The sequence below is a fragment of the Janthinobacterium sp. PLB04 genome (assembly GCF_021165895.1).
Lineage (GTDB): Bacteria > Pseudomonadota > Gammaproteobacteria > Burkholderiales > Burkholderiaceae_D > Janthinobacterium > Janthinobacterium lividum.
The window spans coordinates 4425922-4451422 of sequence record NZ_CP088968.1 but is presented as its reverse complement, the minus strand read 5'-3'; the positions used below and the strand labels follow the sequence as shown (position 1 = coordinate 4451422).

21 protein-coding genes are annotated in these 25501 nt (G+C 63.0%); 15 read left to right on the top strand and 6 right to left on the bottom strand.

Features of this window, described 5'->3' with window-relative positions; genetic code table 11:
- Positions 1–81 precede the first annotated feature (81 nt).
- The 8 genes from rpmI (at position 82) to LSO07_RS19490 (ending at position 7792) form a co-directional block, all read left to right on the top strand.
- Positions 82–279 (top strand): 50S ribosomal protein L35, encoded by a 198-nt coding sequence (rpmI, locus tag LSO07_RS19525; protein WP_038493025.1) that lies wholly within the window; start codon positions 82–84, stop codon positions 277–279.
- Positions 280–305: 26 nt separating this feature from the next.
- A complete protein-coding gene (gene rplT, locus LSO07_RS19520) occupies positions 306–665 on the top strand; it encodes a 50S ribosomal protein L20 (RefSeq protein WP_010399214.1) in 360 nt (119 codons plus the stop codon).
- A gap of 270 nt (positions 666–935) precedes the next feature.
- On the top strand, positions 936–1952 hold the full coding sequence (gene pheS, locus LSO07_RS19515; protein ID WP_034751917.1) for a phenylalanine--tRNA ligase subunit alpha: 1017 nt from the start codon (positions 936–938) through the stop codon (positions 1950–1952).
- A 78-nt stretch (positions 1953–2030) separates the two neighbouring features.
- Positions 2031–4457: a phenylalanine--tRNA ligase subunit beta gene (gene pheT / locus LSO07_RS19510; protein ID WP_151096332.1), complete on the top strand. Its 2427-nt coding sequence runs from the start codon at positions 2031–2033 to the stop codon at positions 4455–4457.
- A 169-nt stretch (positions 4458–4626) separates the two neighbouring features.
- On the top strand, positions 4627–4974 hold the full coding sequence (locus LSO07_RS19505; RefSeq protein ID WP_010399205.1) for an integration host factor subunit alpha: 348 nt from the start codon (positions 4627–4629) through the stop codon (positions 4972–4974).
- Positions 4975–4984: 10 nt separating this feature from the next.
- On the top strand, positions 4985–5389 hold the full coding sequence (locus tag LSO07_RS19500; RefSeq protein ID WP_034783182.1) for a MerR family transcriptional regulator: 405 nt from the start codon (positions 4985–4987) through the stop codon (positions 5387–5389).
- Between the two features lie 210 nt (positions 5390–5599).
- Complete coding sequence (locus tag LSO07_RS19495; RefSeq protein WP_034783185.1) at positions 5600–6232, top strand: response regulator; 633 nt, start codon at positions 5600–5602, stop codon at positions 6230–6232.
- A 144-nt stretch (positions 6233–6376) separates the two neighbouring features.
- On the top strand, positions 6377–7792 hold the full coding sequence (locus LSO07_RS19490; protein ID WP_151096331.1) for a sensor histidine kinase: 1416 nt from the start codon (positions 6377–6379) through the stop codon (positions 7790–7792).
- Positions 7793–7853: 61 nt separating this feature from the next.
- Here LSO07_RS19490 and LSO07_RS19485 read toward each other — a convergent pair whose 3' ends face one another.
- Together LSO07_RS19485 and LSO07_RS19480 are read right to left on the bottom strand one after the other, a co-directional pair.
- Positions 7854–8663, bottom strand: a complete 810-nt coding sequence (locus LSO07_RS19485) for a Crp/Fnr family transcriptional regulator (protein WP_034783188.1) — start codon at positions 8661–8663, stop codon at positions 7854–7856.
- Between the two features lie 226 nt (positions 8664–8889).
- A complete protein-coding gene (locus LSO07_RS19480; RefSeq protein WP_151096330.1) occupies positions 8890–10947 on the bottom strand; it encodes a methyl-accepting chemotaxis protein in 2058 nt (685 codons plus the stop codon).
- Between the two features lie 174 nt (positions 10948–11121).
- On the opposite strand from LSO07_RS19480, the gene LSO07_RS19475 reads away from it, so the two are divergent.
- Positions 11122–12798: a peptide chain release factor 3 gene (locus LSO07_RS19475; protein WP_070258162.1), complete on the top strand. Its 1677-nt coding sequence runs from the start codon at positions 11122–11124 to the stop codon at positions 12796–12798.
- 162 nt (positions 12799–12960) lie between these two features.
- On the opposite strand, the gene LSO07_RS19470 is transcribed toward LSO07_RS19475, so the two are convergent.
- Positions 12961–14853 (bottom strand): putative bifunctional diguanylate cyclase/phosphodiesterase, encoded by a 1893-nt coding sequence (locus tag LSO07_RS19470; protein WP_151096329.1) that lies wholly within the window; start codon positions 14851–14853, stop codon positions 12961–12963.
- Between the two features lie 740 nt (positions 14854–15593).
- On the opposite strand from LSO07_RS19470, the gene rnk reads away from it, so the two are divergent.
- Positions 15594–16001 carry a nucleoside diphosphate kinase regulator gene (rnk, locus tag LSO07_RS19465; protein ID WP_162835757.1) on the top strand — a complete coding sequence of 136 codons (408 nt, stop codon included), beginning with the start codon at positions 15594–15596 and terminating at the stop codon, positions 15999–16001.
- Between the two features lie 65 nt (positions 16002–16066).
- Here rnk and LSO07_RS19460 read toward each other — a convergent pair whose 3' ends face one another.
- The 3 genes from LSO07_RS19460 to LSO07_RS19445 all read right to left on the bottom strand — a co-directional run bounded on the left by LSO07_RS19460 (position 16067) and on the right by LSO07_RS19445 (position 18346).
- Entirely contained in the window at positions 16067–17095 is a 1029-nt protein-coding gene (locus LSO07_RS19460; protein WP_170846295.1) for a transporter, read from the bottom strand.
- A gap of 116 nt (positions 17096–17211) precedes the next feature.
- Entirely contained in the window at positions 17212–17910 is a 699-nt protein-coding gene (locus LSO07_RS28435) for a YXWGXW repeat-containing protein (RefSeq protein ID WP_318526594.1), read from the bottom strand.
- 199 nt (positions 17911–18109) lie between these two features.
- Positions 18110–18346: a hypothetical protein gene (locus LSO07_RS19445; RefSeq protein WP_099394078.1), complete on the bottom strand. Its 237-nt coding sequence runs from the start codon at positions 18344–18346 to the stop codon at positions 18110–18112.
- Between the two features lie 322 nt (positions 18347–18668).
- On the opposite strand from LSO07_RS19445, the gene LSO07_RS19440 reads away from it, so the two are divergent.
- The 5 genes from LSO07_RS19440 to LSO07_RS19420 all read left to right on the top strand — a co-directional run bounded on the left by LSO07_RS19440 (position 18669) and on the right by LSO07_RS19420 (position 25495).
- Positions 18669–20990: a hypothetical protein gene (locus LSO07_RS19440; RefSeq protein ID WP_151096328.1), complete on the top strand. Its 2322-nt coding sequence runs from the start codon at positions 18669–18671 to the stop codon at positions 20988–20990.
- Positions 20991–21009: 19 nt separating this feature from the next.
- Positions 21010–23340, top strand: a complete 2331-nt coding sequence (locus LSO07_RS19435) for a bifunctional serine/threonine-protein kinase/formylglycine-generating enzyme family protein (RefSeq protein WP_191909729.1) — start codon at positions 21010–21012, stop codon at positions 23338–23340.
- Positions 23341–23387: 47 nt separating this feature from the next.
- Positions 23388–24134 carry an SIMPL domain-containing protein gene (locus tag LSO07_RS19430; protein WP_151096326.1) on the top strand — a complete coding sequence of 249 codons (747 nt, stop codon included), beginning with the start codon at positions 23388–23390 and terminating at the stop codon, positions 24132–24134.
- A gap of 78 nt (positions 24135–24212) precedes the next feature.
- Positions 24213–24611, top strand: a complete 399-nt coding sequence (locus LSO07_RS19425; protein WP_034783198.1) for an OsmC family protein — start codon at positions 24213–24215, stop codon at positions 24609–24611.
- A complete protein-coding gene (locus LSO07_RS19420; RefSeq protein ID WP_151096325.1) occupies positions 24608–25495 on the top strand; it encodes a pirin family protein in 888 nt (295 codons plus the stop codon). Before LSO07_RS19425 ends, LSO07_RS19420 begins: the two co-directional genes overlap by 4 nt.
- The last annotated feature ends 6 nt before the right edge of the window (positions 25496–25501 follow it).

The following is a 25501-nucleotide window of genomic DNA, read 5'->3' as shown; positions in this document are numbered from 1 at the left end:
AAGCAGGCATCTAAGCGCAGCGTCGTGTTGCCACCTGCAATCCTGTTATAAATGGAGCTGTCCGTAAGAGGACAGATTGCTATGCCTAAAATGAAGACCAAAAGCTCCGCGAAAAAACGTTTTCGCGTGCGTCCAGGTGGAACAGTCAAGTCGGGTCACGCGTTCAAACGCCACATCCTGACCAAGAAAACCACCAAAAACAAACGTCAGTTGCGCGGTACCCGTAACATCAACGCATCGGATGTCACATCCGTCATGCGCATGATGCCGACTGCTTAATCTCACACTCAATTTAAGGAGTTACTATGCCTAGAGTAAAACGTGGGGTTACAGCTCGTGCCCGTCATAAAAAGATTCTTGTTCAAGCTAAAGGCTACCGTGGTCGCCGCAGCCGTGTATACCGTGTTGCCAAGCAAGCAGTTATGCGCGCTGGCCAATACGCTTACCGCGATCGCCGCAACAAGAAACGCGTTTTCCGCCGCCTGTGGATCGCCCGTATCAACGCCGCTTCCCGTGAGCATGGCGTAACGTACAGCGTATTCATGAACGGCTTGAAAAAAGCAAATATCGAACTGGACCGTAAAGTCCTGGCCGATATGGCTGTGATGGACAAGCCAGCATTCGCTGCGATTGTCAACGCAGTTAAAGCAAAAATCGCTGCGTAAGCATCGGTCATTGCACAACGTCATCCGTAGGGTGACGTTAGAACGGCGACCGACAAAATCGTCGCGAGCGGAAGGGAGTTGCGGTCGAGAAGCGCAACCGTACGAAAGTACGGTGAGCATCGCAAACCGTAGATCACGACGCGCAGCAGATTAGGTCGGTTGTCATAAAGAGCGGGGCAGGGGTGTGAACCTTATGCCCCGTTTCCGTTTTTGATTGTTGGACTTTAGATAAGCGAGTCCAGAATTGATGTCCAAAACAGGAAATGCCGCATGAACTCCCTAGAAGAACTCGTCGTCTCGGCCCAGGCTGACTTTATCGCCGCCGCAGACGCTGCCGCACTTGAAAACGCCAAAGCCCGCTACCTGGGCAAGACTGGCCAGATTACTGAAATGATGAAGGGCCTGGGCAAGCTGGACCCGGACGCGCGCAAGGCGCAAGGCGCCCTGATCAACGCCGTCAAAGTGCAGATCGAGGACGCGCTGACGGCGCGCCGTGATGCGCTGGCCGATGCCCAGATGCAAGGTCGTCTGAACGCCGAAGCGATCGACGTGACCCTGCCAGGCCGTGGCCGCATGCCCGGTGGCATCCATCCCGTGATGCGCACGTGGGAACGGGTCGAGGAAATCTTCCGCTCGATCGGCTTTGACGTGGCCGACGGCCCCGAAATCGAGAACGACTGGACCAACTTCACGGCGCTGAACAGCCCGGAAAACCACCCGGCCCGTTCCATGCAAGACACGTTCTACATCGACGGCAACGATACCGATGGCAAGCCCTTGCTGCTGCGCACGCACACGAGCCCGATGCAGGTGCGCTACGCGCGCACGCACACGCCGCCGATCAAGGTCATCGCGCCAGGCCGCACCTACCGCGTCGACAGCGACGCCACCCATTCGCCCATGTTCCACCAGGTCGAAGGCCTGTGGATCGCCGAAGACATCAGCTTTGCCGACCTGAAGGGTGTGTACCTGAATTTCGTCAAGGCCTTCTTCGAGACGGACGATTTGCAAGTGCGCTTCCGTCCATCGTACTTCCCGTTCACGGAACCGTCGGCCGAGATCGACATCGCCTTTGGCTCCGGTCCATTGAAAGGCCGTTGGCTGGAAGTGTCGGGCGCCGGCCAGGTGCATCCGACCGTGGTGAAGAACTTTGGCCTCGATCCCGAGAAATTCATCGGTTTTGCTTTCGGCTCCGGCCTGGAACGCTTGACGATGCTGCGTTACGGCATCAACGACCTGCGCCTGTTCTATGAAGGCGATTTAAGGTTCCTGAAGCAATTCAACTAAGCGTTGTTCCGTTTGATTCATGGCGCTTGAGCGCCTGTGCGCTCGCGCTGTGAGCTTTGACCCTTTGAAGGCTTGATTATGCAATTTTCCGAAAACTGGCTCCGTACCATGGTCGATCCGAAGATGACTTCGGACGAACTGGCCCATCTGCTGACCATGTCCGGTCTCGAAGTCGAGGACGTCGATCCTGTCGCCCCGCCGTTCTCGAACGTGGTGGTGGGCCTGGTCCTGGAGATGGAAAAACATCCGAATGCGGACCGCCTGAATGTGTGCCAGGTTGATGTCGGCACGGGCACCATGCTCAACATCGTCTGCGGCGCGCCGAACGTGCGCCCGGGCTTGAAAGTCGTGTGCGCGATGGCGGGCGCCGTGCTGCCGCCTGGCGCCGATGGCAAGCCATTTGAAATCAAGGTGGGCCAGCTGCGCGGCGTCGAGTCGCAAGGCATGCTGTGCTCCGCGCGCGAATTGAAATTGTCGGAAGAAAACGCCGGCTTGATGGAATTGCCGGACGACGCGCCGATCGGCCAGAATTTCCGCGATTACTTTGCGCTCAACGACTTGAAATTCACCATCAAGTTGACGCCGAACAAGGCGGACTGCCTGTCCGTGCTGGGCGTGGCGCGCGAAGTGTCGGCATTGACGGGCGTGCCCCTGAATGCGCCGCAGTTCCGCACCGTGCCGGTTTCCAGCGACGAAATCCTGCCCGTGAAAGTCAGCGCGCCGGACCTGTGCGGCCGTTTCACGGGCCGCGTCATCCGCGGCTTGAACGCCAAGGCAGCCACGCCGGACTGGATGAAGCAGCGCCTCGAGCGCAGCGGCCAGCGTCCGCTGTCGGCCCTGGTCGACATTTCCAACTATGTCATGCTGGAACTGGGCCGTCCCAGCCACGTGTTTGACCTGGCAAAGATCCACGGCAGCCTCGACGTGCGTTGGGGCAAGAAGGGCGAATCCGTCAAGCTGTTGAATGGCAACACCATCGCCGTCGACGAGTGGATCGGCGTCATTGCCGATGAGCAGGAAATCGAATCGCTGGCCGGCATCATGGGCGGCGACGCCAGCTCGGTTTCGGACGATACGGACAGCATCTACCTGGAAGCGGCATTCTGGTGGCCGAACGCCATTCAAGGCCGCGCGCGCCGCTTGAATTTCTCGACCGATGCAGCGCACCGCTTCGAGCGCGGCGTCGATTTCGCCACCACCGTCGAGCACATCGAGCGCATCACGGCCCTGATCGTGGAAATCTGCGGCACGCCGGCCACGACCGTCGGTCCTGTCGACGACCACGTTGTGAACCTGCCGCAGCGCCAGCCCGTGTCGATGCGGACGGCGCGCGCGCAAAAAGTCATCGGCGTGCCGCTCAACGATGAGCTGATCGCCGATATCTTCACGCGCCTGGCCCTGCCATACACCCTGGCGGACGGCGTGTTTTCCGTGACGTCGCCCAGCTACCGTTTCGACATCGAGATCGAGGAAGACCTGATCGAGGAAGTGGCGCGCGTGTACGGCTTTGAAAACATCCCGACCTTGCCGCCCGTGGCCGCGAACGTGATGCAGATTGCACCGGAAAATACCCGCTCGCTGTTTGCGGTACGTCATGAGCTGGCCGACCTGGGCTTCCAGGAAGTGGTTAACATGAGCTTTGTCGATACGGCATGGGAGCGCGATTTCTCGGGCAATACGAACCCGATCAAATTGCAGAACCCGATCGCCAGCCAGATGAGCGTGATGCGTTCCTCGCTGATCGGCAGCCTGATCGCCAATGTGCGCTATAACCTGAACCGCAAGACGAACCGCGTGCGCATCTTCGAAGTGGGCGCCATCTACCAGCGCGACGACAGCGTGGAAAACGGCCCCTTGTCGGTGGCTGGCTACGCCCAGCCGAAGCGCGTGGCGGCCATGGCCTATGGCGCGGTTGCCGACGAGCAGTGGGGCCAGGCTGCACGCACGGTCGACTTCTTCGACGTGAAGGCGGACTTGGAAGCGCTGTTTGCACCGCTGGTCCTGCGTTTCACCAAGGCGGAGCATCCTGCCCTGCATCCGGGCCGTTCGGCCAATGTGGAGCTCGATGGCAAGGTCATCGGTTTCATCGGCGAATTGCACCCGCGCTGGATGCAAAAGTACGACTTGCCGCTGGCGCCCGTGCTGTTCGAAGTCGACGCCGCTGCCTTGACGCAACGAGTCGTGCCGTCGTACCAGGAAATCTCGAAATTCCCTGGCGCCAGCCGCGACTTGGCCGTGGTCGTCAAGCAATCGGTGGCCGTGCAGGATCTGCTCGACAGCTTCCATGCCGCCGCCAAGTCGAGCCCGGCAGCGCGTATCGTGCAAGCCATTGTTTTATTTGATGAATATCGTGGAAAAGGGCTGGAAGTGGATGAAAAAAGCCTTGCTTTCCGGATTAGCTTGCAAGATACTCAAAACACCCTGCAAGACGATGTCGTCGACGGCCTGATGGCTGTCCTGATCGATGCGGCCAAGCAGGGCCACGACGCGAAACTGCGTTCGTAATTACCGGACGGCCGTCGCCTTGCGTGACGGCCTTTCCGTCGTCAACCGTAGACGAGCTTGCCATGTGGCAGGCTCGGGCGCACAGAAAAGGCAGGGCAGGAAAATTAATAACAGCGACGTTGATTCCGCCGTACTGCAATCCGCACTGGCCGCCGATTTGCATCGGGCCATGCTGGTTGCCAAAGTGCGCCAGGAAGCGGAAAAAGATTTACCCACCTTGACCAAAGCGGAACTGGCCGAACTGTTGTTCGAGCAAGTGGGCCTGAACAAGCGCGAAGCGAAGGATATGGTCGAGACCTTTTTCGACGAGATCCGCAATGCGCTCGAGCGTGGCGAGGCCGTCAAGCTGTCCGGTTTCGGCAATTTCCAGTTGCGCGACAAGCCGCAGCGGCCCGGCCGCAATCCGAAGACGGGCGAAGAGATTCCCATCACGGCACGCCGTGTCGTGACCTTTCATGCGAGCCAGAAGCTGAAAAGCATGGTCGAAGAGACCAGTCCGCTGGCACGTGCTGCCTGAGTGAGTGGCGATGAACGAGCGCATCAGTAAAACCGAGTTGATCGCCTTGCCGCCCATTCCGGCGAAACGCTATTTCACGATCGGCGAAGTGAGCGAATTGTGCGGCGTCAAACCGCACGTGTTGCGCTACTGGGAGCAGGAGTTTTCCCAGCTCAAGCCGGTCAAACGACGTGGCAACCGTCGTTATTATCAGCACCATGAGGTGCTGCTGATACGCCGTATCCGCGAATTGCTGTACGAGCAGGGCTTTACCATCAGCGGCGCGCGAAACAAGCTCGACAGCCGTGGCGCATCGCATGCCATCCTTGACGAGTTGCCAGTGCTGCCGGCCATGCCCGTTGTGCCGCAGGAAGCGCCGCTGGACCGCGTGTGGATACGCAATGAATTAATTGCGATTTTAAACTTGCTAAAATAAGATTTGTACCAATATAGGTGGGGTTGTCCGGTAGCAGTTGACTAAGTTGACTATACTGCATGGGCGCTCCGTCTTGGCGTTGACGCTACCGTACGGCGCGCCATATTTTGAATATAATGTTAATGTTGCGTTTTTGTTAGTGACGCTAAGCCGGAGCAGCGTTCAGGTTCCGGTAGTCTTTCCCAGGCCAGGAAAATTTAAGGGGAAACAATGATACGCGTTGCCATTTGTGATGATCACCAAATAGTACGAGCTGGATTCAAACAGATTTTTTCGTCGTCAAGCGATTTCAGTGTGGTGGCGGAAGCCGGTACGGGGCGTGAAGCCCTCGATATCGCCCGCCGCGAAATTTGCGATGTATTGTTGCTCGATATAGCCATGCCCGATCAGAGCGGCATCGATACCTTGCGCACGATCCGCCAGGGCCAGCCGGAATTGCCCGTGCTGATCCTCAGCGGCTATCCCGCGCAGCAATACGCGCTGAACCTGTTCAAGATGGGCGCGAATGGCTATCTGAACAAGGAATGCGAAGCCGACGAGCTGATGACGGCCGTGCGCACCGTTTTCCAGGGACGCCGCTACGTCAGCTCCACCGTCGGTGAATTGCTGGCGCAGTCGTTCGACCGCGACACGAATGCCGCCCTGCATACGGAATTGTCGGACCGCGAGTTCCAGGTCTTCCTGCGCCTGGCGCGCGGCGCCACCGTGTCCGATATCGGTGTGGCCTTGTCGCTGAGCATCAAGACGGTGAGTACCTACCGCACGCGCATCATGGAAAAAATGGGCTTGCAATCCAACAGCGACTTGACCTATTACGCAATGAAAAACAATTTGCTTGACTAGCGCTGCGGTGCGATCATGGAAACATGATCGCTCAGCCAGCTGGCCAGCACGACTTGTGCAGTGCAGCAGTTTGTGGCGAGGACTATAATTGGCCGGCGCCGGCGCTCTCTCCCGCGCCGAACCTTGCTAAGGATGCACATCAGGATGTATTTCACCGCTGAACCGGCCCCGAATCACCGCCTGCCCCTGTACAAGACGATCCTGTGCGTGACGTGCGCCTTGTTGCTTGTACTTAATGGTTTCAGTCTCTTTCATAACCTGCAGTCGCTGAAGGGCACGAATGCCTTGCTCAGCCAGAGCGCCCGCGTGGCGGACCGCCTGCAGTATTTGAACGTGCTCGTGCTCGACGCGGAAAGCAGCTTGCGCGGCTATTTCATTTCCGGCTCCGAAACCTATCTGGGGCCGTCGAAGACGGCTACCACCGAAATTGAAAACGAATTCAACGAGCTGCAGACTTTGCTCGCGGGCAGTCCCACCCAGCTGAAAAACCTGGGCCAGCTGAAAAGCTTGATCCGCCGCAAGATGTCGATGCTGCAAGAGTCAATCGAGGTCTACAGGCAGGGCGGGTTGGCCGAGATCGTCAACATTTCCCGCGTGACCGATGACCGCGCCACCATGGACGAGATCCGCCTGCAGGTGGTGATCATGACGCGCGAGCAGAATGAAGCGCTGTCGTCCGGCAGCGCCGCGTTTTATCATGAGTACCAGAAAGCCGTGCTGCTCGGCATCGGCATCAATGCCCTGGCCATCCTCGTGCTGATCATGTTTTACCAGCTGGTGCGGCGCAGCTTCCAGAACCGCGCGGCCGTCGAGTATGCATTGCAAAATGCCAACGACAATCTGGAATCGACGGTCAGCAAGCGCACGGAGCAGCTATCCGTGCTGTCGCGCCATTTGATCAGCGTCAACGAAGTGGAAAAGGCGCGCCTGGCGCGCGAATTGCATGATGAGCTGGGCGCCAACTTGACCTCGATCAGCATGGACCTGGGCGCCGTCACGCAGCAGCTGGCGCACGCGCAGCCGGAACTGGCCGCGCAATTACGGCGCGCCAAGGCAACCTTGCTGGAAACGGTGGAGCTGAAGCGCCGCATCGTCGAGGATTTGCGCCCGAGCCTGCTGGACAATCTGGGCCTGTGCGCCGCCATCGAAAGCTATTGCGAGGATTTTACGCGCATGAGTTCCGTGCGCTGCGAAACGGACGTGGCCATCAATATCGACAACCGCGAAGCCACCCTGACGATTGCCCTGTTCCGCATCGTGCAGGAATCGCTGACGAACATTCTGAAATATGCGCGCGCCGGCATGGTCAGCGTGACATTGAAACGCAACGAGCACGGCCTGGTGCTGCGCGTCATCGACGACGGCATCGGCATCACGGAAGATGCCTTGCAAAAACCCATGTCGCATGGCTTGCTGGGCATGCGCGAACGGGCTTTGTTGCTGGGCGGCACTCTCACCGTGCGCCAGGGTCCGGAAGGCAAGGGGACCTGTGTGGAAGCCGTGATTCCCCTGCCGCTGACGCCGGAGCCGGAAGACATCGATGCGGATGCCGAAGCCTAGTTGAGGTTGCGGCAAAAAAAATGGCCGGGCATGCAGCCCGGCCATTTTTTATCTTGCCTGATCAGCAGCGCGATACGTCGCGCAGCAAACGGTCGTATTCCGTCTTGGCTACTTTGTAGCACTCGCCCGCATAGCATTCCAGGCCGGCGCGGTCCAGCACCGTGATATTGCCGCGGCGATAGTGGATCAAGCCTTCTTCCTGCAGCTTGCCGGCGGCTGCCGTGATGCTTTCGCGGCGCACGCCCAGCATGATGGAGATCAGCTCTTGCGTGACTTTCAATTCATTCGATGGCGAACGGTCCAGGCGGTCCAGCAGCCAGCGGCACAGCTTTTGCTCGATCGAGCTGTGGCGGCCGCCGACGGCGTTCTGCGCCATTTGCGCAAACAGGGCGTTGGTGTAGCGCATCAGCAACTGGGGCAGGGCGCCGCCTTGATTGAAGGCATCGCGCAAGCTTTGCGTTTTCAGGCGGTAGCCGTAGCCGGCGCTTTGCACGACAGCCGTGCACATGGCGCGCTCGCCTGCCAGCAGCGAGGCACCGGCCACGCCTTCATGGCCGACAACGGCGATTTCCGTCGTGGCGCCGTCCTCCATTACATACAGCAAGGAAATGATGGCGGTGGTAGGGAAGTAGCTGTATTCCAGGTTGTTACCGTAGGCATACAGTTCCTTGCCGAAAGGCAGTTCGACCAGTTCCAGGTCTTCGAACAGCGATTCGAGCGCGGCGCGCGGCAGGGCGGCCAGCAATTCATTCTGTTGTGCACTGCTGAGGCTAACCCGCGACGCAAGCTTGATTTCCCGACCGGCCGCCGGCATGGCGCGCGGCAGCAACTGGTTCTTCTGGACCGGGGCGATAAGTTGAGTATGGCTCATAGTATTCCTCACAGGCTTTTTACATCGGAGTGCGACTGCCGCGTTGCTGGTCAAAAAAAACTGCCGTACTCATGTGGTAACGGCGTTTTTGTCGACCGCGCGGTGCAGATCGCGATGTAGCTACTTTAAAAGCTTATGTAAGTGGCGAACATAAGATTAGCAGTCGCCACTTTGTAGTCTCCATTGAGGCGAAATTGTAGTCCTTGTCCTACGCGCACACTTTTGACTAGCTAGCCTTGCGCCGTTCCGCGCGATTTTGTGATATGACGCGCGGCTTGTTGGCGCTCCACAGGCCGGCCGGACGCACGCTGGGCAAGCCGTCGCGCACGGTTGCGGCAGGGGTCTGGCGCACGTTTGGCGCCTCGTGTTCCCCCAGGCGGAAGCGGCTGACGGCTTGCGTCAGCGCTTCGCCTTCCTGGTGCAGGCGCTGCGAACCGGCGCGTGCCTCGTCGACCAGGCCTGCGTTCTGGCGCGTCATGTCGTCGATTTGCGCCAGCGCGCCGTTGATGCGGGCGATTTCGCCATTCTGCTCGGCGCCGGCGCTGCTGATGCGCCCGATGACGACAGACACCTGCTGCACGGCATCGACGACCTGGCGCATGGTGCTGCCGGCCGCATTGACCAGGTCGCCGCCCGCATCCACGGTGGCGACGGAATCGCCGATCAGGCGCTTGATCTGCTGCGCCGCCTCGCTGGAGCGCTGCGCCAGGCTGCGCACCTCGGACGCGACGACGGCAAAGCCGCGTCCCTGCTCGCCCGCGCGGGCCGCTTCCACTGCCGCGTTCAGGGCCAGGATATTCGTCTGGAAGGCGATGCCGTTGATGACGCCGATGATGTCGACGATCTTGTGCGAGCTGGCCTTGATCGAGGCCATGGTCTCGACCACGGCGCTGACGGTCTCGCCGCCGCGCAGGGCCACTTCGGCGGCCGAGGCCACCAGGGTGCGCCCCTGTCCTACGTGGGCTTCGTTGCGGCCCACGGTGGCCGTCAGCTCGCGCATCGAGTCCACGGTGGCGCCCAGCGCATCCGCTTGCGTGGCCGTATGGCCGGACAGGGCCGCGTTGCCCTGCGCGATATCGGCGCCGGCCGCGGCGATGACGGCCGCGCCGCCGCGGATTTCCTGCACCAGGGTGGCCAGGCCGTGCGTCATGGCGCCGAAGTCGCGCACCAGGTCGCCGATCTCATCGTGCGCCTGCGAGGTAATGCGCTGCGACAGGTCGCCCGCCGCCGCCGCGCCAACGGCCACGCGCAATTGCGTCACGTCGCGCACGAAGGCGGCATAGAAGCCTGCGCACAGGTAGGCGGCGGCCAGCAGCACCAGCAGCATGGCCGCCAGGATCAGGCCGCGGCGCGCCTCGTCGCGGGCGATGCGCTGCGCCAGCAAGCCGTCCAGGGCGGCGGCCGAGGCGCCGGACAGCGCCTGCAGGGCATCGATCGCCTGCATGCCGGCCGCATGGAATTGCGCGCCCGAGGTCTGATCGTAGGAATTCGTCACTTCATTCTTCGTGCGTTCGAGGAAGGCCAGCGCGGCCGGCACGGCTTTCAGGGCTGGCTGCAGGCTGGCGCCCAGTTCCGGCTTGGCAGTGATGATTTCGTCGAAGCGGGCCGGCAGGCGTTCCAGTTCGTGGCGCGCGATCAGGGCGTTGGCGTTGACGAGCTGATCTTCATTCGCCTCGAACAGGCCCGTGTCGATATAGGCGGCGCCGCGCCCGGCGATGTCCGACAGGCTTTCGGCCAGGTCGGGCAGGGTGGCGGTGAAAACGGCGCTCAGGTGGTTGGCGCCCGCGTCCGGATCCAGGCTCAGGTGCGAACGGTCGGCTACCAGCTGGCCCAGTTTGGCCGCCTGGCGCAGCAGCGCCGTGTGCGCCGCGTAGCTGTCGCGCGCCGCAAGGCCTGCCTGGCGGCCCAGCAGGGCTTGCCACTGCTTCGTCAGTTCGGCCGCCTGGGGCAGGCCTGCGCCAGCCGGCAAGCGCGCCAGGGCGGCCAGCGTGGCCGTGATGCGCGCATTCAGGGCCGTGTTGTCCATCCCCGCCTTGCCGCTCAGGCGCAAATGTTCGAGGCCGCGCCGCTGCTGCAGCAGCCGCGTGCCTTCCTGCAACTGGCGCACATAGGCCACGCCCCGCTGCGCATCCTGCGCCTGGGCCAGCGATTTGCCCAGCTCCGAGATCAGCAGGGTGGTCGCCAGCGCCAGCGGCAGCAGGAAGACCAGGCAGACAAGCATGAATTTGGGCAGCAGGCGCAAGCGCTGCATGAGTCGGATGGCGGGGGTGAGGAGCATTTTCATCGGGTTTCCAGGAAAGAGTGGCAACATTTCTGCAGTGCAATGTTGCCTGCGGATTGTGACCCCTTGATGAAGTGGGCGATTTTGCCGTTCGCCAGAGTGAAGCAGTTCACACGGAAGGCCGATCCTTCTGTAAAATCGAGGGTTTTTTGCGAGGGCCATATTATGGTCACCAATATGGCCAACGAGAACGACATCAACACTCCCGATTCCAGCGACAATGCGGACATCGCCGCAGCGCCAGCGAGCAGCAAGGCGCCGGCCGTGATCGCGCGCGAAGTGCAGCGCCGCCGCACCTTCGGCATCATTTCCCACCCGGATGCGGGTAAAACCACGCTGACGGAAAAACTGCTGCTGTTCTCGGGCGCGATCCAGATGGCCGGTACCGTCAAGGCCCGCAAATCGGGCCGCCACGCGACGTCGGACTGGATGGAGATCGAGAAGCAGCGCGGCATTTCCGTCGCTTCCTCGGTGATGCAGTTCGAATTCCGCGACCACGTCGTCAACCTGCTCGACACCCCGGGCCACCAGGACTTCTCGGAAGATACCTACCGCGTGCTGACGGCCGTCGACTCGGCGCTGATGGTGATCGATGCGGCCAAGGGCGTGGAAGCGCAGACGATCAAGCTGCTGGCAGTCTGCCGCATGCGCAATACGCCGATCGTCACCTTCATGAACAAGATGGACCGCGAGACGCGCGATCCGCTGGACCTGCTCGACGAACTCGAGTCGGTGCTGAAGATCCAGTGCGCGCCCGTCACCTGGCCTATCGGCATGGGCAAGAACTTCCGCGGCGTGTACCACCTGCTGAACGACGAGATCATGCTGTTCAAGGCCGGTGAAGAAAAGGCCGATGGCGCCTTTGAAATCATCAAGGGCATCGACAACCCGCGCCTGCAGGAGATGTTCCCGCTGGAGATGGACCAGTTGCGCATGGAAGTGGAACTGGTGCACGGCGCGTCGAATCCGTTCAACCTGGAGGAATTCCTCTCCGGCGTGCAGACCCCCGTGTTCTTCGGTTCGGCAATCAACAACTTCGGCGTGCGCGAGATTCTCTCCGCGCTGGTCGACTGGGCGCCGGCGCCGCGCGAGCGCGACGCGACCGTGCGTTCGGTGGCCCCGTCCGAGCAGCCGTTTACCGGTTTCGTCTTCAAGATCCAGGCGAACATGGACCCTGCCCACCGCGACCGCATCGCCTTTTTGCGCGTGTGCTCGGGACGTTTCGAACGCGGCATGAAGGTCAAGCATTTGCGCCTGGGGCGCGAGATCAAGGTGTCGAACGTGGTGACCTTCATGGCTTCCTCGCGCGAACAGGTGGAAGAAGCGTACGCGGGCGACATCATCGGCTTGCCGAACCATGGCAACATGCAGATCGGCGACAGTTTTTCCGAAGGCGAGATGCTGACCTTTACGGGCATCCCGTACTTCGCGCCGGACTTCTTCCGCTCCGTGCGCATCCGTAATCCGCTGAAGATCAAGCAGCTGCACAAGGGCTTGCAGCAGCTGGGCGAAGAGGGCGCGGTGCAGGTCTTCAAGCCGGTGCAGGGCGGCGAACTGGTACTGGGCGCCGTCGGCGTGCTGCAGTTCGAAGTGGTGGCCAGCCGTTTGCTCAACGAGTATGGCGTCGACGCCGTGTTTGAAGGCACCAGCATCAGCAGCGCGCGCTGGGTCAGCTGCGACGACAAGCGCATCCTGCAGGATTTCGAAAACGCGCTGGGCCATAACGTGGCCTACGATGCGGCCGGCAACATGGCCTATCTGGCGACATCCGGCGTGAACCTGCGCCTGACGGAAGAGCGCTGGCCGAAATTGACATTCCACGCCACGCGCGAGCATTCGGCCAAGCTGGCCTGATGTAGCGCTGGTGGTGTCGGATTACGCGCTTTGCGCTAATCCGACCTACGTCTTGTAGCGCCGGATGACGCGCCATGCGCTAACCCGGCCTACCCGTTTATGGCGTAGGTCGGATTAGCGCGGCCACGCCGTGCGTAATCCGACACCCTTGTTGGCAGCAATTCAAGCCGGCATGATCGTGCGCGTACTCCAGTCGCGCCGTTCCAGCAGCAGCGCCGTCAACTGCGCCGCCGTCATCGGACGCGCGAAGAAGAAGCCCTGCACGTTGTCGCAGCCGGCTTTTCTCAAAAACTCCACCTGCCGCAAGGTTTCCACCCCTTCTGCCACCACTTTCAGGTGCAGGCTGTGCGCCATGGCGATGATGGCCGTGACGATGGCTTCTCCCTCGCCGGGCAGGTCGTGCACGAAGCTGCGGTCGATCTTCAGCTGGTCGATGGGCAGGCGCTTCAGGTACGACATCGACGAATAGCCGGTGCCGAAATCGTCGATCGACAGGTGGATGCCCGTTTCCTGCAGGCGCCGCATCAGTTCCACGTTGGCGTGGACATTGTCCATCAGGACGCCTTCCGTGATTTCCAGCTCCAGCAAGCCATGCGGTAGCTGCGTTTCATCCAGGATGGCGCGGATATCGTCCATCAGGCCCGGGTCGCGCGCCTGGCAGGCCGACAGGTTGACGGCCACGTGCTCGAGCGAATCGAGCAGGCCTGCCTTGCACCACAGGGCCGCCTGGCGGCAGGCGCTTTGCAGCACCCAGCGTCCCAGGTCGACGATGATGCCGCTTTCCTCGGCCACGGGGATGAATTCGGCGGGGCTCAGCTGGCCCATGTCGCGGCAGTTCCAGCGTATCAGCGCTTCCACGCCGACGATGCGCCCGCTGCGCAAGTCGATCTGCGGCTGGTAGTGCAGATACAGTTCCTCGTTCTGCAGAGCCTTGCGCAGGTTCGCTTCCATGCGCAGGCGGCGCTGGGCACGCAATTCCATTTCGGCCTTGAACACGGCGTAGCGGTTCTTGCCCTGGTGCTTGGCGTGGTACATGGCGGTATCGGCATTGCGCGTCAGGGTGGCCACGTCCTGCGCGTCGAACGGATACAGGCTCACGCCGATGCTGGCGCTGACATATAGCTGGTGGCCTTCGAGGTCGAACGGCGCGGCCAGCACGGCCAGGATCTTGCGCGCCACGCTGGCCATTTCCGAGGCGTCGTCGGCCGGTTCGACGATGACGACGAATTCATCGCCGCCGATGCGGCAGATGATGTCGGTGCCGCGCAGGATGGCCACCAGGCGCTCGGACACGAGCTTGAGCAGCTGGTCGCCGCAGTGGTGGCCCAGCGTATCGTTGACGATCTTGAAGTTGTCCAGGTCCAGCAGCAGCAGGCCCACGCTGCTGTCCTGGCGGTCGGCGCGCGCCAGCGCGTAGGCCAGGGCATCGTTGAATTCATGGCGGTTCGGCAGTTGCGTGACAGGGTCGACATGGGCCAGGTAGTGCAAATGGTTTTCCGCATGCTGGGCGGCCGTGCGCGTGCGGCGCACCATCAGGAACGTCAGGCCGAACGCGCACAGGCAGACGAGCAGGGTGAAGGCGGCAAATTGCGCCAGGCTGGCGTACAGCGGCGCCAGGCTGGCGCGCAGGTACAGCGCGCCGCCGCCGGGCAAGGTTTTCAGGATGGCGGCGCTGCCGTCCAGGTAATCGATGTGCAGGCCGTTGCGCGGCGCTGCGGGCGCGGCATCGCTGGCGCTGCGCGCGTAGCTGGCAAACGGCGCGCCATAGGGGCTGTAGAGCAGTGCTTGCCGGACATGCGGGGCGGCGGCGAGGGAGGCGAGGAGTTGTTGCGCTGCAAGTCGATTGTCCTGGCGCAGGGCCTGGGTGGCGGCAGGCGCCAGCATGTCGGCCTGGATGCGCAGCGTGCGCTGGAAGGATGTTTGGAGGGAAAACAACTGGAAGAGGATCAGCAGCAGGCTGGCCATCGCCAGCATGGCCGCTGCGGCCAGCAAGTTCAAGCGGGCAATCCGGTCGCCGCGCAATTGCGCCGACGGCAGCATCAATGGCGCCATCATGACGCGCCCTCCTGCCGGCCCCGCTTGCCGCCGCCCCGTGTGATCCCGCCTCGCCCTGCCATACTTTACGTTCCAGTCTGATGAAAACCGAAGTGAGCCGGAACTCTCAACGTGTTGTTAAGGCCGACATATTGTCATTTTGCAGCGTGAAAGTACAGGGCGCGCGGCAATTTAGTGTCCATACCGCAGGCCGGTGGCAGCAGGCTAAGTAGGTCGTAATAAATTATTGTGATTTCTGACTTCCATAACCGGCGCTCTGCGGCGTTACCCGCTGCTAGCAGTGCCTGCACTGCGTCGCAACGGGCGCCTTGCAGCGCATCCGGTTCTGTTCGTCATAACTTCACAATAATTTCCCACGACCTACTTAGGCGACAAGTCAGGCGGAAAAGGCAGGGCGTGTCTTTCTAATAATAATTCCAGATGAATTTTAATCCTTTTTTTGCCCGCCGGTTTTTTTCTTTAAAAACATGCTGATAGTAAACAAAATACCATCAAGAATAACTTCAATACCTGCGACCATCCCGGCATGGATTAATTTCTTGTCCGTATGGACGATTGCAAGTCATTGATTTTAATAAATTTTAATGAAGAATGCGCGAACGCTATGGCCTTGCTCCGCGACTTCGTCCATAATCCGCTGATGATGGACGTTCTGATGCTGTTTGTTTTGTCTGCCGCGGCCAAGCAAGCTGCCGCCAGTAAAACCGGACGTCGCCCTAATGATCAATAGTGAGGATATCTTGGAAAAAAAACCAAAAATTATTTTGTCGTCACAAGACCTGGAACGACTGGAAGCGTTGTTGTATGCCTTGGGTAATAATCTGTCGCCGGACAAGGCCGCCTTGCTCGATGAGCTGGGCCGCGCCGAGGTGCTCGAGCCGCAAGAGATTCCGCCGACCGTCGTGACGATGAATTCCACCGTGCGCTTCACGGTGGAAAACAAGGAGGAATTCTGCCTGACGCTCGTGTATCCGAAGGATGTGGAAGGCCAGGCCGACCGCATTTCCGTGCTGGCGCCCGTCGGCAGCGCGCTGCTGGGCCTGTCCGTCGGCGACAGCATCGCCTGGCCCATGCCGGGCGGCGTGGTGAAGGTCAAGATCGAGGAAATCGTCTATCAGCCTGAACGGGCTGGCGAATACCACCGTTAAGCGCAGCAAGCAGTAATGGCGGACGGCGCCTGCCGTTCGCCTGCCAGGCCGTGCCGGGACGGGAATTAACTGTTTCGCTGCACGCGCACCACCAGCCATCCCGCCACGACCGTAAACGTGACGATGATGGCAACGATGATCCAGAAGCCCTGCGGGTGCTGGGCCAGCGGAATTCCCCCCACGTTCATGCCCAGCATGCCGGCGATGATATTGATCGGCAAGGCCAGCACGGTGACAATGGTCAGCACGAACAGGCTGCGGCTGTTTTCCTCGTTGACGCTGGCGGCGATCTCTTCCTGCAGCAGCTTGATGCGTTCCTGTAGCGAGGACATATCGCTGAGCACCACGGAAAATTCCTCCGTCGACTGGCGCAGTTCCAGGCTGTCCAGCTCCGATACCCACGCGGGTGGGCGTTGCAGCAGGCGGAACAGGGCGGCCGGTTCCGGCGCCAGCAGGCGCTGCAGCCGCACCAGCACGCGCCGCATGGCGCCCAGGTCTTCGCGTTTCGGCACCAGGCGCCCGGCCAGCAAGTGATCCTCGATATCGTCGACCCGCGCCACGGCGTCGCGCACGATGTTGACCAGCACGTCCGCCTGGTCGCGCAGCAAATGAATCAGCAGCTCCACCGACGAGCGGATCGGCTCGTGGTTCTTGATGACGGCCTGGCGCAGGCGCTCGATCGACTGCAGCGGCGCGCGGCGCGCCGTGATGACGAGGTTTTGCGCCACGCTGGCCCACATGGTGGAAATATCGGATGCCTCGAACGAGAAATTGTGCACCACATCGTTGACCACGGCGATCAGGGTGTTTTCCGCCTGTTCGATGCGCGTCGAGCGCGACCCCTGGTGCAGGGTTTCATAGAATTCGTCGGCCAGCTGCGTATGCGTCATCAGCCATTTTTCGCTGGCCGCATGCGACAAATTGAAATGCAGCCAGACGAATTCCTGCGCCGGACGCGCCGCGCCATCGGCCAGCCAGGCCAGTGCCGCCGTCGAGTCGAGCGCCAGCGGTGGCCCGTCGCGGCCAAACAGGAAGCCCCAGACCAGGCCCGAGGTGTCCGAGCCGTAGGTAAAACCGGCAGTTTCCATCGCCATCGTGAATCTTTCTCGCGCAGTGTGATTGATCGTCGCGCGATTCTAATACACGGATATGTCGGGAAAGTGACAAGGCCACCGCGAACGGTGGCCTTGGTGCTAATTACAGCCGCATATCAGCTGCGGTTCGGGTTATCCGGACGCCGGTCGTCGCGGTTCGGCACGCCGTCATGGTCGCGGTCATGGCGATTGCCATTGTCGCGGTCATAGCGGTTGGGGATGCCGTCGCGGTCGCGGTCACCGTTCGGGCCGCGTGGCGACCAGCGGCCTTGCTCCATCTGCCAGCGGCCATCGCGCTGGTTCCAGGCGGGCGGCGCATACACGTAGCCGGGGCGTTCGGCGATCCATACGCCTGGCGTCCAGGCGTAGCGCTGGCCGCGCCATTCCCAGTGGCCCGGCGCCCAGGTGTAGCCGTGGCGCGCGCGCGGGATGGCTTCGCGGCGCGGCGGCGGCGGGGCGATGCGGATGTCGTCATAGCGCACGGGCTGCACTTGCGCGGAGACCCAGCCGCCACGGTCCAGGCGCCAGCGGTTGTTCTCTTGTATCCAGGCGGCGCGACGGTACTGGTTGCCGCTGCGTTCGCGCAGCCATTCACCGTTGTTCCAGACATGGCGCTGGCCATCCCAGTTCCAGTAGCCGGGCGCCCAGACATAGCCGGCGCGCGGCGCGGGTGCGCTTTCAAACCGTGGCGGAGGCGGGGCGTTGCCGACGACAATGCTGACGCCGAGCTGATTCTGTGCCATGGCCTGCACGGGCAAGAACGCCGCGGTGCTGATGGCAAGCATGGCTGCTGCGTAGAGTGTGATGGGTTTCATGGTGTACTCCATTTCGGTGATTGCGTGAAATGGACTATAGGCGCTTGCTGGCGGTTTTTCGCCTTTGATTCAACTTATTACAATTGACACAATGCTGTGTGTCCGTGTATCCGTGGCGGATACATTTGCGATGCAAATGGCGGCCTGGCGCGGCGGTATTCAAGCGGGCGCCAGGCGGCGTGGTGTCAGCATCGGTGGCTCACAGGGTGCTGGCAGTGGCGTTGCCCAGCAAGGCTTGCCTTTCCTCGATCAGAGAGATTTTCTTTTCCTGTTCCGTCATGCGCTTGGCGCTGACCGTCACGACGGGGATGGCGCTCGCTTGCGCCACATCGGCAGCCTTGGCGGCCGATGGCTGCATGAAGCTGGCATAGCTGGCACCGCAGGCGATGGCGACGGCGACGGTGAAGATGGCTTCCATGTTTTTCAAGGCTTTCATGATGTTTCCTTTCGGGTGGCGGGTGGGTATGCATGCACTGTAGCCATGCGCGCTCCTCTGCGCCATGCGGATGCGACCAGCCGTGGTTTTGGCGGGATGGCCTGCAAAAAAACGGCGCTGAAATGCCTGCGCGCGGGGCTGGCAAGCCGACCGCTTGAATTGAGGCCTAAATTGCCCTGTATCCGGGCATATGAATGTAATTGCCGCGTGGCATTATTTGACGCTGCACACTGCCGCGCGCGGCAAGTGCAGGGCCAGCTGTCCTGCTAGAATCGGCATGGCGGCCCCGTCGCATGGATAAAAATATCATCAGGAGTCACATATGTTCCAATTGTTTGGTTTTGGCGGCGCCCGCTGCCCGCGCTGCGAGCACAAGAACGGCGCTGCCGCCGGCTATTGCGCGCAATGCGGCTTGTCGCTGGGAGCACCCGACAGCGACGCGGTGCTGCATGCCAATCAATGGCATCTTGCTGATGGGCAACTGGCACTGTTCTTTGGCGTGCGCGAACTGTCTTCGCTGTTCGGCAGCGCCGCGCGCCGCCTGCAGGTGCCGGCCGAGTCGCGCGCCTGGATCGTGCAATCGGACGCTTTCACCTTGATACCTGCCGGCGACTACGACAGCGCCGCCTTCTTTGCGCGCCTGCCCGCGCTGCTGCCGGCGCGTCCGGCCGAAGTGCTGATCGCACGCGCCGACGCCGTCAGCCTGGAATTCGACTTGCCCGGCATGGCCAGCACGGAGCGGCTGAACGTCGCCGCGTCCCTGCGCGTGGATATCGCCCTGGGCCAGCCCGATGCGTTCGCGCGCCAGTTCATGCGCGCACCGGGCGCCGTCACGCGCGCCCACCTGCACGCCCTGTTGCTGCCATCCGTGTGCCAGATCGCGCTGGAATTCATCGGCAGCCGCGCGCTGCGCGAGATGGAGGCGAATGCCGACCTGCGGCCGGAATTGAATGAACGCCTGCAATCGGCGCTGACGCAGCGCCTGGCGTCCAGCGGCCTGGCCGTGGCGCGCGTGGAAACCCTGGCGCTACGCCACGACAAGCGCGAAGGCGACGCCGGCGCCAGCATCGGCACCCTGTGGCTGGGCGGCTTGCCGGCGCAGGAACTGGAGCAGCACAGCCTGGAACGCATGAAGCAGCTCGACCAGCTGTATGACGAGGAAGAGTGGCAGCGTATCCGCCGCGAGGAACTGGCGGCGCGCCATGCGCACCGCCGCGCCGAGCTGCAGCAGGATGCGACGGTGGAAAAGGCGGAACTGAACCACCAGGAAGCGGAGCGCCTGCAGGCGCTGCGCGGACGCCAGATCGACCTGTATGGCCGCATCCTGGAAGCGAAATCGCGGCGCCAGGCGCTCGACCATGGCGCCGCGCTGGCGCTGGGCGAACTGGAACAGGAACTGGCGCAGAAGGGCGCGCAGCGCGCCGATGAAGCGGCCAACTGGGAACACGTGCGGGCACTGGCCGCCATCAAGATGCGCAGCGAGCTGGAACTGTCGCAGCTGCACGGGCGCGAACAGATCCAGCTGGCGCAGCAGCGTTTTACGCATCAAGTCCACTTGCAGTCGATCGCGCAGCAAGTGGAAAGCGCGCTGCTGATCGACGACGAGACGGGCCGCCGCACCCAGCTGGCGCGCCTGCGCCAGGCGGAAGCGGATGCGGCCCAGCGCGAGGCGCAGCTGGAGGCGGAACAGCACCAGGCCGCCTGGCAGGGCCTGATGCTGGCGAACGCGGCGCGCAAGCGCGAGGCGGAGCGGGTGCAGGAGTGGGAAGACCAGATGCAGCTGGCGCGCCAGCGCGAGCTGCTGCGCGCCGAGGCGCACAAGGATGAGGCGGCCCAGGTGCAGGCGGCGGAAATCGCGGAAAAGGTGGCGGCGCTGCGGCGCGGCGGCGCCCGCGAAGACGCCATCGCGCAGCAGGAAAAGCTGCTGCGCACCATCGAGGCCGATGGCGTGCACGCACGCCAGCTGCAGCAGCAAACGCAACTGGCGCAGCTCGACGCGCTGGCCATCGAGGAACAGCGCCAGCAGCTGCGCCAGCTGGAGCAGGAAGCGCAATGGCAGCGCGATCTGCTGGCCATGGCGCAGCAGCGCGAAAGCGATTACGCGCGCTGGAAGGGCGAGTACGAAGCCCTGCTGGCGCAGCAGGCGCATGCGGCCGAACTGGCGCGCATCGATATCGACCGCATCGAGAAAATCGGCTCGCTGAGCGACACGGGCAAGGTGGCCATGGCCGCCGGGCAGAACGCGGCCGCGCTGGCGCAAGTGCTGAAAGTGCAGCTGCAGGCGGGCATGAGCGCCGAGCAGATCCACGCGCTGGCGGCGCTGGCGGCGGCCGAGAACAGCGTCGCGCCGCTCGACGCCATGCGCATGGCGCAGGACAGCGCGGCGCAGGAGCGCAGCTACCTGGAAGGCCAGGCGGAACGCGAACGGCGCCAGCAGCTGGACCTGGTCAACCTGCAAAATGCGGCGCATGCGCATGGCCTGTCGGCGCAGGCGCAGCTGGGCGTGGCCGTGGCGCAGGCGCTGCAGCCAAGTGTCGGGCTGGGCGCCGCTGCGTCGCTGCGCTGCAAGAACGGCCATGCGCAGCGCGCGGGCCATCCGGAAGATAAATTCTGCGCCGCCTGCGGCGTTGCCTTGCAGCCTTGATGGAAGCGTTTCACCCCAGATGATGCAAAAAGCACGAGACAAACTGCGGGAACTGCGCGCCCTCCACGATGACGGGCTGCTCAGCGAGCAGGAATTTGAAAGCCGCAAGAACGCCATCCTCGACGCCGAGTACGCGCCGCCCGGCGCCGCACCTGCGCCCGCGCCGCTGCCCGTGCGCCAGGGCACGGAGCTGGGCTTCATGACGGGCCAGGAAATCGGCCCGCAAAACCGCCGCTACCGGCTCGAACGGCTGATCGGCACGGGAGGCATGGGGCAGGTGTGGCAAGCCACCGACCTGGCCACGCACGCGGAGCTGGGCAGCAGCGAAATGGTGGCGCTGAAGATCTTGCCGCCGCAGCTGACGCAAAGCGCCACGCATGCAAAACTGCTGATCGAGGAAGCCACGCAGGCGCGCAAACTCGCGCATGAAAACATCGTGCGCGTCTACGAGTGGGCGCAGGACCCGGCCACGGCCAGCTATTTCATCATCATGGAATGCCTCGATGGCGAAGACCTCGAGCACTATCTGGCGCGCGAGGGCGCGCTGCCGCTGTCGACGGTGCAGCAATTGCTGCAGCCGGTGGCCGACGCCCTGTCGTATGCGTGGGAAAAGCACAAGCTGGTGCACCGCGATCTCAAGCCGGGCAACGTCTTCCTGACGGCGAAGGGCGACGTCAAGCTGCTCGATTACGGCATCGCCTCGCGCGTGCGCAATGCGGACAGCAGCCTGGCGCTGGACATGCCGAACGCGGGCACGCACGGCTACCGGGCGCCCGAGGCAGGCGCCAACCAGCGCCAGCCCAGCCCGCGCCTGGACGTATATGCGGTGGCGGTGATGATTTACCAGATGCTGGAAGGGCGCATGCCGTTCGACGACGCGCGCAGCGCCAGCCACTTGCCGTCGGCGCCGCAAGCGCTCAACGCGCAGCAGTGGCAAGTCTTGCAGAACGGTTTTTCCTTGACGGCGGAATTGCGGCCGCAATCCGTGCAAGCCTTGCTGGAAGGGCTGGAGCGCGCGGCCGGGCCGTCGCCCGAAGAACTGGCGGAACAGGCGCGCCAGCAGCAGGCGCGTGCGGCGCAGCAGGCGCAGCAACAACGGCAGGCGGCGCTGGCCGCCGAACAGGCCCGCGAGGAAGAGATCAAGCGGGCCCGGATACGCCAGGAAGAACTGGATCAGCGCCGCAAGGCGGAAATCCAGGCGGCCGCGCTGGAAAAGCAGCGCCAGGACAAACTGCGCCGCGAGCAGGAGGCGCAGCGCCATTTCGAAGCGGAAGAGGCGCGCAAGCTGCGCAAGGAAGCGCTACGCGGCCAGCTGCGCGCGCGCCGCGAAGCCGATGCCGCCACCGCCTTGCAGGAACACCAGGAATTGCAGCGCAAGGCCATCGTCGCCAAGGCGGAGGCGGCCTACCGCGCCGAGCAGGAGCGCGCGCGCCGCGAAGAGGCCAGCCGCGCCGCGGCGCAGCAACAAGCGCCGGCCGCCGCCGCAGTGAGCGAGCCGGCACCGGCGCCCGCACACGCTGAACCGGTGGCCAATGCCGAAGGCATCTTGCGCGATGATTTCCTCGATGGCGCGGGACAGGGGCCGGAACTGGTGCTCATTCCCAGCGGCCGCTTCCAGATGGGCGCGCACGAGACGGAGCACAAAGCCGCTATCCAGGCCGGTTCGCAGCAGTCATGGCTGGACCGCGAAACGCCGCAGCACTGGGTCGGCATCGAGCGCCCGTTCGCGCTGGCGCGCCACCCCGTCAGCGTGGGCGAATGGCGCGCCTTCGTCAAGGCGACCGATTGGGCGGGCGGTTCGGAAACGGACTGGGACAATCCCGGCTTCGTGCAGAACGAGCAGCACCCGGTGGTCGGCGTCAGCTGGAATGACGCGCAGCTGTACCTGGCGTGGATGAGCGAGCGCACGGGCCGCCAGTACCGTTTGCCCAGCGAAGCGGAATGGGAATACGCGTGCCGCGCCGGCACGCGCACGGCCTTCAACGTGGGCGACACGATCAGTACCGAGCAAGCCAACTACGACGGCCTGTATGTATACAACGGCGGCCCGCGCGGCGTGTACCGCGGCGGCACGACGCCGCTGGGCACATTCGCGCCGAATTCCTGGGGCCTGTTCGACATGCATGGCAATGTGTGGGAATGGGTGCAGGACGTGGTGCACGATAATTACGAAGGCGCGCCCGTCGACGGCAGCGCGTGGGAAGAGGGCAGCGACAGCAGCCGGCGCATCCTGCGCGGCGGCTCGTGGCTGTACCACCCGCGCTATCTGCGCTCGGCCTTGCGCAACGGCTTTTCCACCGTGCTGTCGAACGACATCGTGGGCTTTCGGGTGGCGCGCACGCTCGATTAGGGTGAGGACAATGAGGTTGTCATATCGGCCATCTTGGCGGATACTTCATGCACCTTAACCGTGCCGGAGTGTCCGTGTTCAAACGCCGCCTGCTGTCCATCGTGTTTGCCTGCCTGCCCCTCGCCACCCTGGCCGGCGATCTGCCCTCCTATCCCTTCATCCACGCGACGGGCACAGCGTACAGTTTCGTCACGCCGGACCTGGGCGAGATCGATTTCGACGTCAGTGTCTTCGACCCGGCGCCGGACGTGGCCACCGCGCAGGTAGCGGCGCGCATCGCGGAAATCAAAGCGCTGCTGGTGGAGCAGGGTTTGCCCGAGGCGGCGGCCGGCATCGAGGTGCGCGACGTGCGCAAGGAGATCCGCAAGGGCGCCGAGCAGGACCCGGCCAACCCGCAGTACCAGATCAAGGCGAGCGTGCATATCAACGTGGCGGATTTATCGAAATGGCCCGCCGTCATGCGCCCGCTGCTGGCCATGCCCAACCTCGATGCGTTTGCCGTCACCTTCGGCGCCACGGAGCGCATCCGCCTGGAAGAGGAACTGATGGGCGAAGCCGTCAAGGATGCGCAGCGCAAGGCCGAGTCCATGGCACGCGGCTTCGGCAAGCGCGCGGGCGCCGTGGCCGGCATCTCGTCGGACCAGCTGAAAAACCTGGGCAATGCGGTAGGCCTGGTGCCGTCCGACCGCTACAACCGCGCGAATAGCCGCCAGCGCCAGAACCCCGAAGACATGCTGATGGTCACCAGCCTCAAAATGGCGCAGACGGTCGACGCCGTGTTCCGTATCAAATGACCAGGTAGCAGGGCAGCAGGCTGCGCAAAGCGGGCAAACGGTGTAAATTGTGGCTTTCCAAACGCACCAAGGAACGCCATGACCATCAAAGCCATCCGCGATCAGTCGCAACCCATGCGCCACATCGTGCACGTGCGCGATCACATCATTTCCGCCGACGCCTCGGTGGCCGAAGGGGGCGGCGATGCCGGCCCCTCGCCGCACGATCTGTACGACGCGGCCCTGTCGGCCTGCAAGGCGCTTACCGTCGTCTGGTACGCCAAGCACAAGGGCATCCCCCTGGAACACGTGGAAGTGTCGACCGAGCGCGATGCCAGCGAAGAGCGCAAGGGCGTGTACCGCCTGGCTGCCACCCTGCACCTGACGGGCGAGCTGACGGATGCGCAGCGCGAGGAATTGCTGGCCGCGGCAGGCAAATGCCCGCTGCATAAATTGATGACGGCCGTGACGACCGAAGTGACGACGGTGCTGGCATGAGCGCGGCCATCCTGAAAAGCCACGAAAAGGACCTCGGCGGCGGCTTCGTCGTGCGGCGCCTGCTGCCCTCCGCAGTAAAACAGGCCGTCGGTCCCTTCATCTTCTTCGACCATTTCGGCCCCATCGACGTGGCGCCCGGCGCCAACCATGACGTGCGCCCCCATCCGCACATCGGCCTGGCCACCGTCACCTATCTGTTCGAGGGCGCGATCGACCACCGCGACAGCATCGGTTCCTGCCAGCGCATCGAACCGGGCGCCATCAACTGGATGACGGCCGGGCGCGGCATCGTGCATTCGGAGCGCACGCCGCCCGACCTGGCCGGCCAGCCGCACCGCACGCACGGCTTGCAGCTATGGGCCGCGTTGCCCAAGGCGCATGAAGAGGACGAACCGAGTTTCACGCACACGCCGCAAGCCGACATTCCCGTCGTGCCGCTCGATGGCGCCGTGGTGAAAGTGTTGATCGGCACGGCCTTTGGCCAGACCTCGCCCGTGCGCACCTACATGCAGACGCTGTACCTGGATGTGGCGCTGCAGGCGGGGCGCGAGTTGCGGCTGGAAGGCTTGCCGGCGGAAGCGGCGATTTATCCGATCAGCGGGGAAGTGCTGGTCGATGGCGTGGCGCTGGTGCCGCACACCATGGCCTTGCTGGAAGCGGGAGCCGCGCCCGTGGTGACGGCAGGCGGCGGCCCGGTGCAGTTCGTCGTCATCGGCGGCGAGCCGCTGGATGGCCACCGCTTCCTGTTCTGGAATTTCGTTTCGTCGAGCAAGGAGCGCCTGTCGCAGGCGGCCGATGACTGGAGCGCCCAGCGCATGGGGAGCGTGCCGGGCGAGACGGAATTCATCCCGCTGCCGAAAGCGCCGCTGCGCCCGGCAAGCTAGGCTTCG

Bases quoted from the DNA above. Each gene is read 5' to 3' on its own strand.
- rpmI (WP_038493025.1), top strand. From the start codon at position 82: ATGCCTAAAATGAAGACCAAAAGCTCCGCGAAAAAACGTTTTCGCGTG.
- rplT (WP_010399214.1), top strand. From the start codon at position 306: ATGCCTAGAGTAAAACGTGGGGTTACAGCTCGTGCCCGTCATAAAAAG.
- pheS (WP_034751917.1), top strand. From the start codon at position 936: ATGAACTCCCTAGAAGAACTCGTCGTCTCGGCCCAGGCTGACTTTATC.
- pheT (WP_151096332.1), top strand. From the start codon at position 2,031: ATGCAATTTTCCGAAAACTGGCTCCGTACCATGGTCGATCCGAAGATG.
- LSO07_RS19505 (WP_010399205.1), top strand. From the start codon at position 4,627: ATGCTGGTTGCCAAAGTGCGCCAGGAAGCGGAAAAAGATTTACCCACC.
- LSO07_RS19500 (WP_034783182.1), top strand. From the start codon at position 4,985: ATGAACGAGCGCATCAGTAAAACCGAGTTGATCGCCTTGCCGCCCATT.
- LSO07_RS19495 (WP_034783185.1), top strand. From the start codon at position 5,600: ATGATACGCGTTGCCATTTGTGATGATCACCAAATAGTACGAGCTGGA.
- LSO07_RS19490 (WP_151096331.1), top strand. From the start codon at position 6,377: ATGTATTTCACCGCTGAACCGGCCCCGAATCACCGCCTGCCCCTGTAC.
- LSO07_RS19485 (WP_034783188.1), bottom strand. From the start codon at position 8,663: ATGAGCCATACTCAACTTATCGCCCCGGTCCAGAAGAACCAGTTGCTG.
- LSO07_RS19480 (WP_151096330.1), bottom strand. From the start codon at position 10,947: ATGAAAATGCTCCTCACCCCCGCCATCCGACTCATGCAGCGCTTGCGC.
- LSO07_RS19475 (WP_070258162.1), top strand. From the start codon at position 11,122: ATGGCCAACGAGAACGACATCAACACTCCCGATTCCAGCGACAATGCG.
- LSO07_RS19470 (WP_151096329.1), bottom strand. From the start codon at position 14,853: ATGATGGCGCCATTGATGCTGCCGTCGGCGCAATTGCGCGGCGACCGG.
- LSO07_RS19460 (WP_170846295.1), bottom strand. From the start codon at position 17,095: ATGGCGATGGAAACTGCCGGTTTTACCTACGGCTCGGACACCTCGGGC.
- LSO07_RS28435 (WP_318526594.1), bottom strand. From the start codon at position 17,910: ATGAAACCCATCACACTCTACGCAGCAGCCATGCTTGCCATCAGCACC.
- LSO07_RS19445 (WP_099394078.1), bottom strand. From the start codon at position 18,346: ATGAAAGCCTTGAAAAACATGGAAGCCATCTTCACCGTCGCCGTCGCC.
- LSO07_RS19440 (WP_151096328.1), top strand. From the start codon at position 18,669: ATGTTCCAATTGTTTGGTTTTGGCGGCGCCCGCTGCCCGCGCTGCGAG.
- LSO07_RS19435 (WP_191909729.1), top strand. From the start codon at position 21,010: ATGATGCAAAAAGCACGAGACAAACTGCGGGAACTGCGCGCCCTCCAC.
- LSO07_RS19430 (WP_151096326.1), top strand. From the start codon at position 23,388: ATGCACCTTAACCGTGCCGGAGTGTCCGTGTTCAAACGCCGCCTGCTG.
- LSO07_RS19425 (WP_034783198.1), top strand. From the start codon at position 24,213: ATGACCATCAAAGCCATCCGCGATCAGTCGCAACCCATGCGCCACATC.
- LSO07_RS19420 (WP_151096325.1), top strand. From the start codon at position 24,608: ATGAGCGCGGCCATCCTGAAAAGCCACGAAAAGGACCTCGGCGGCGGC.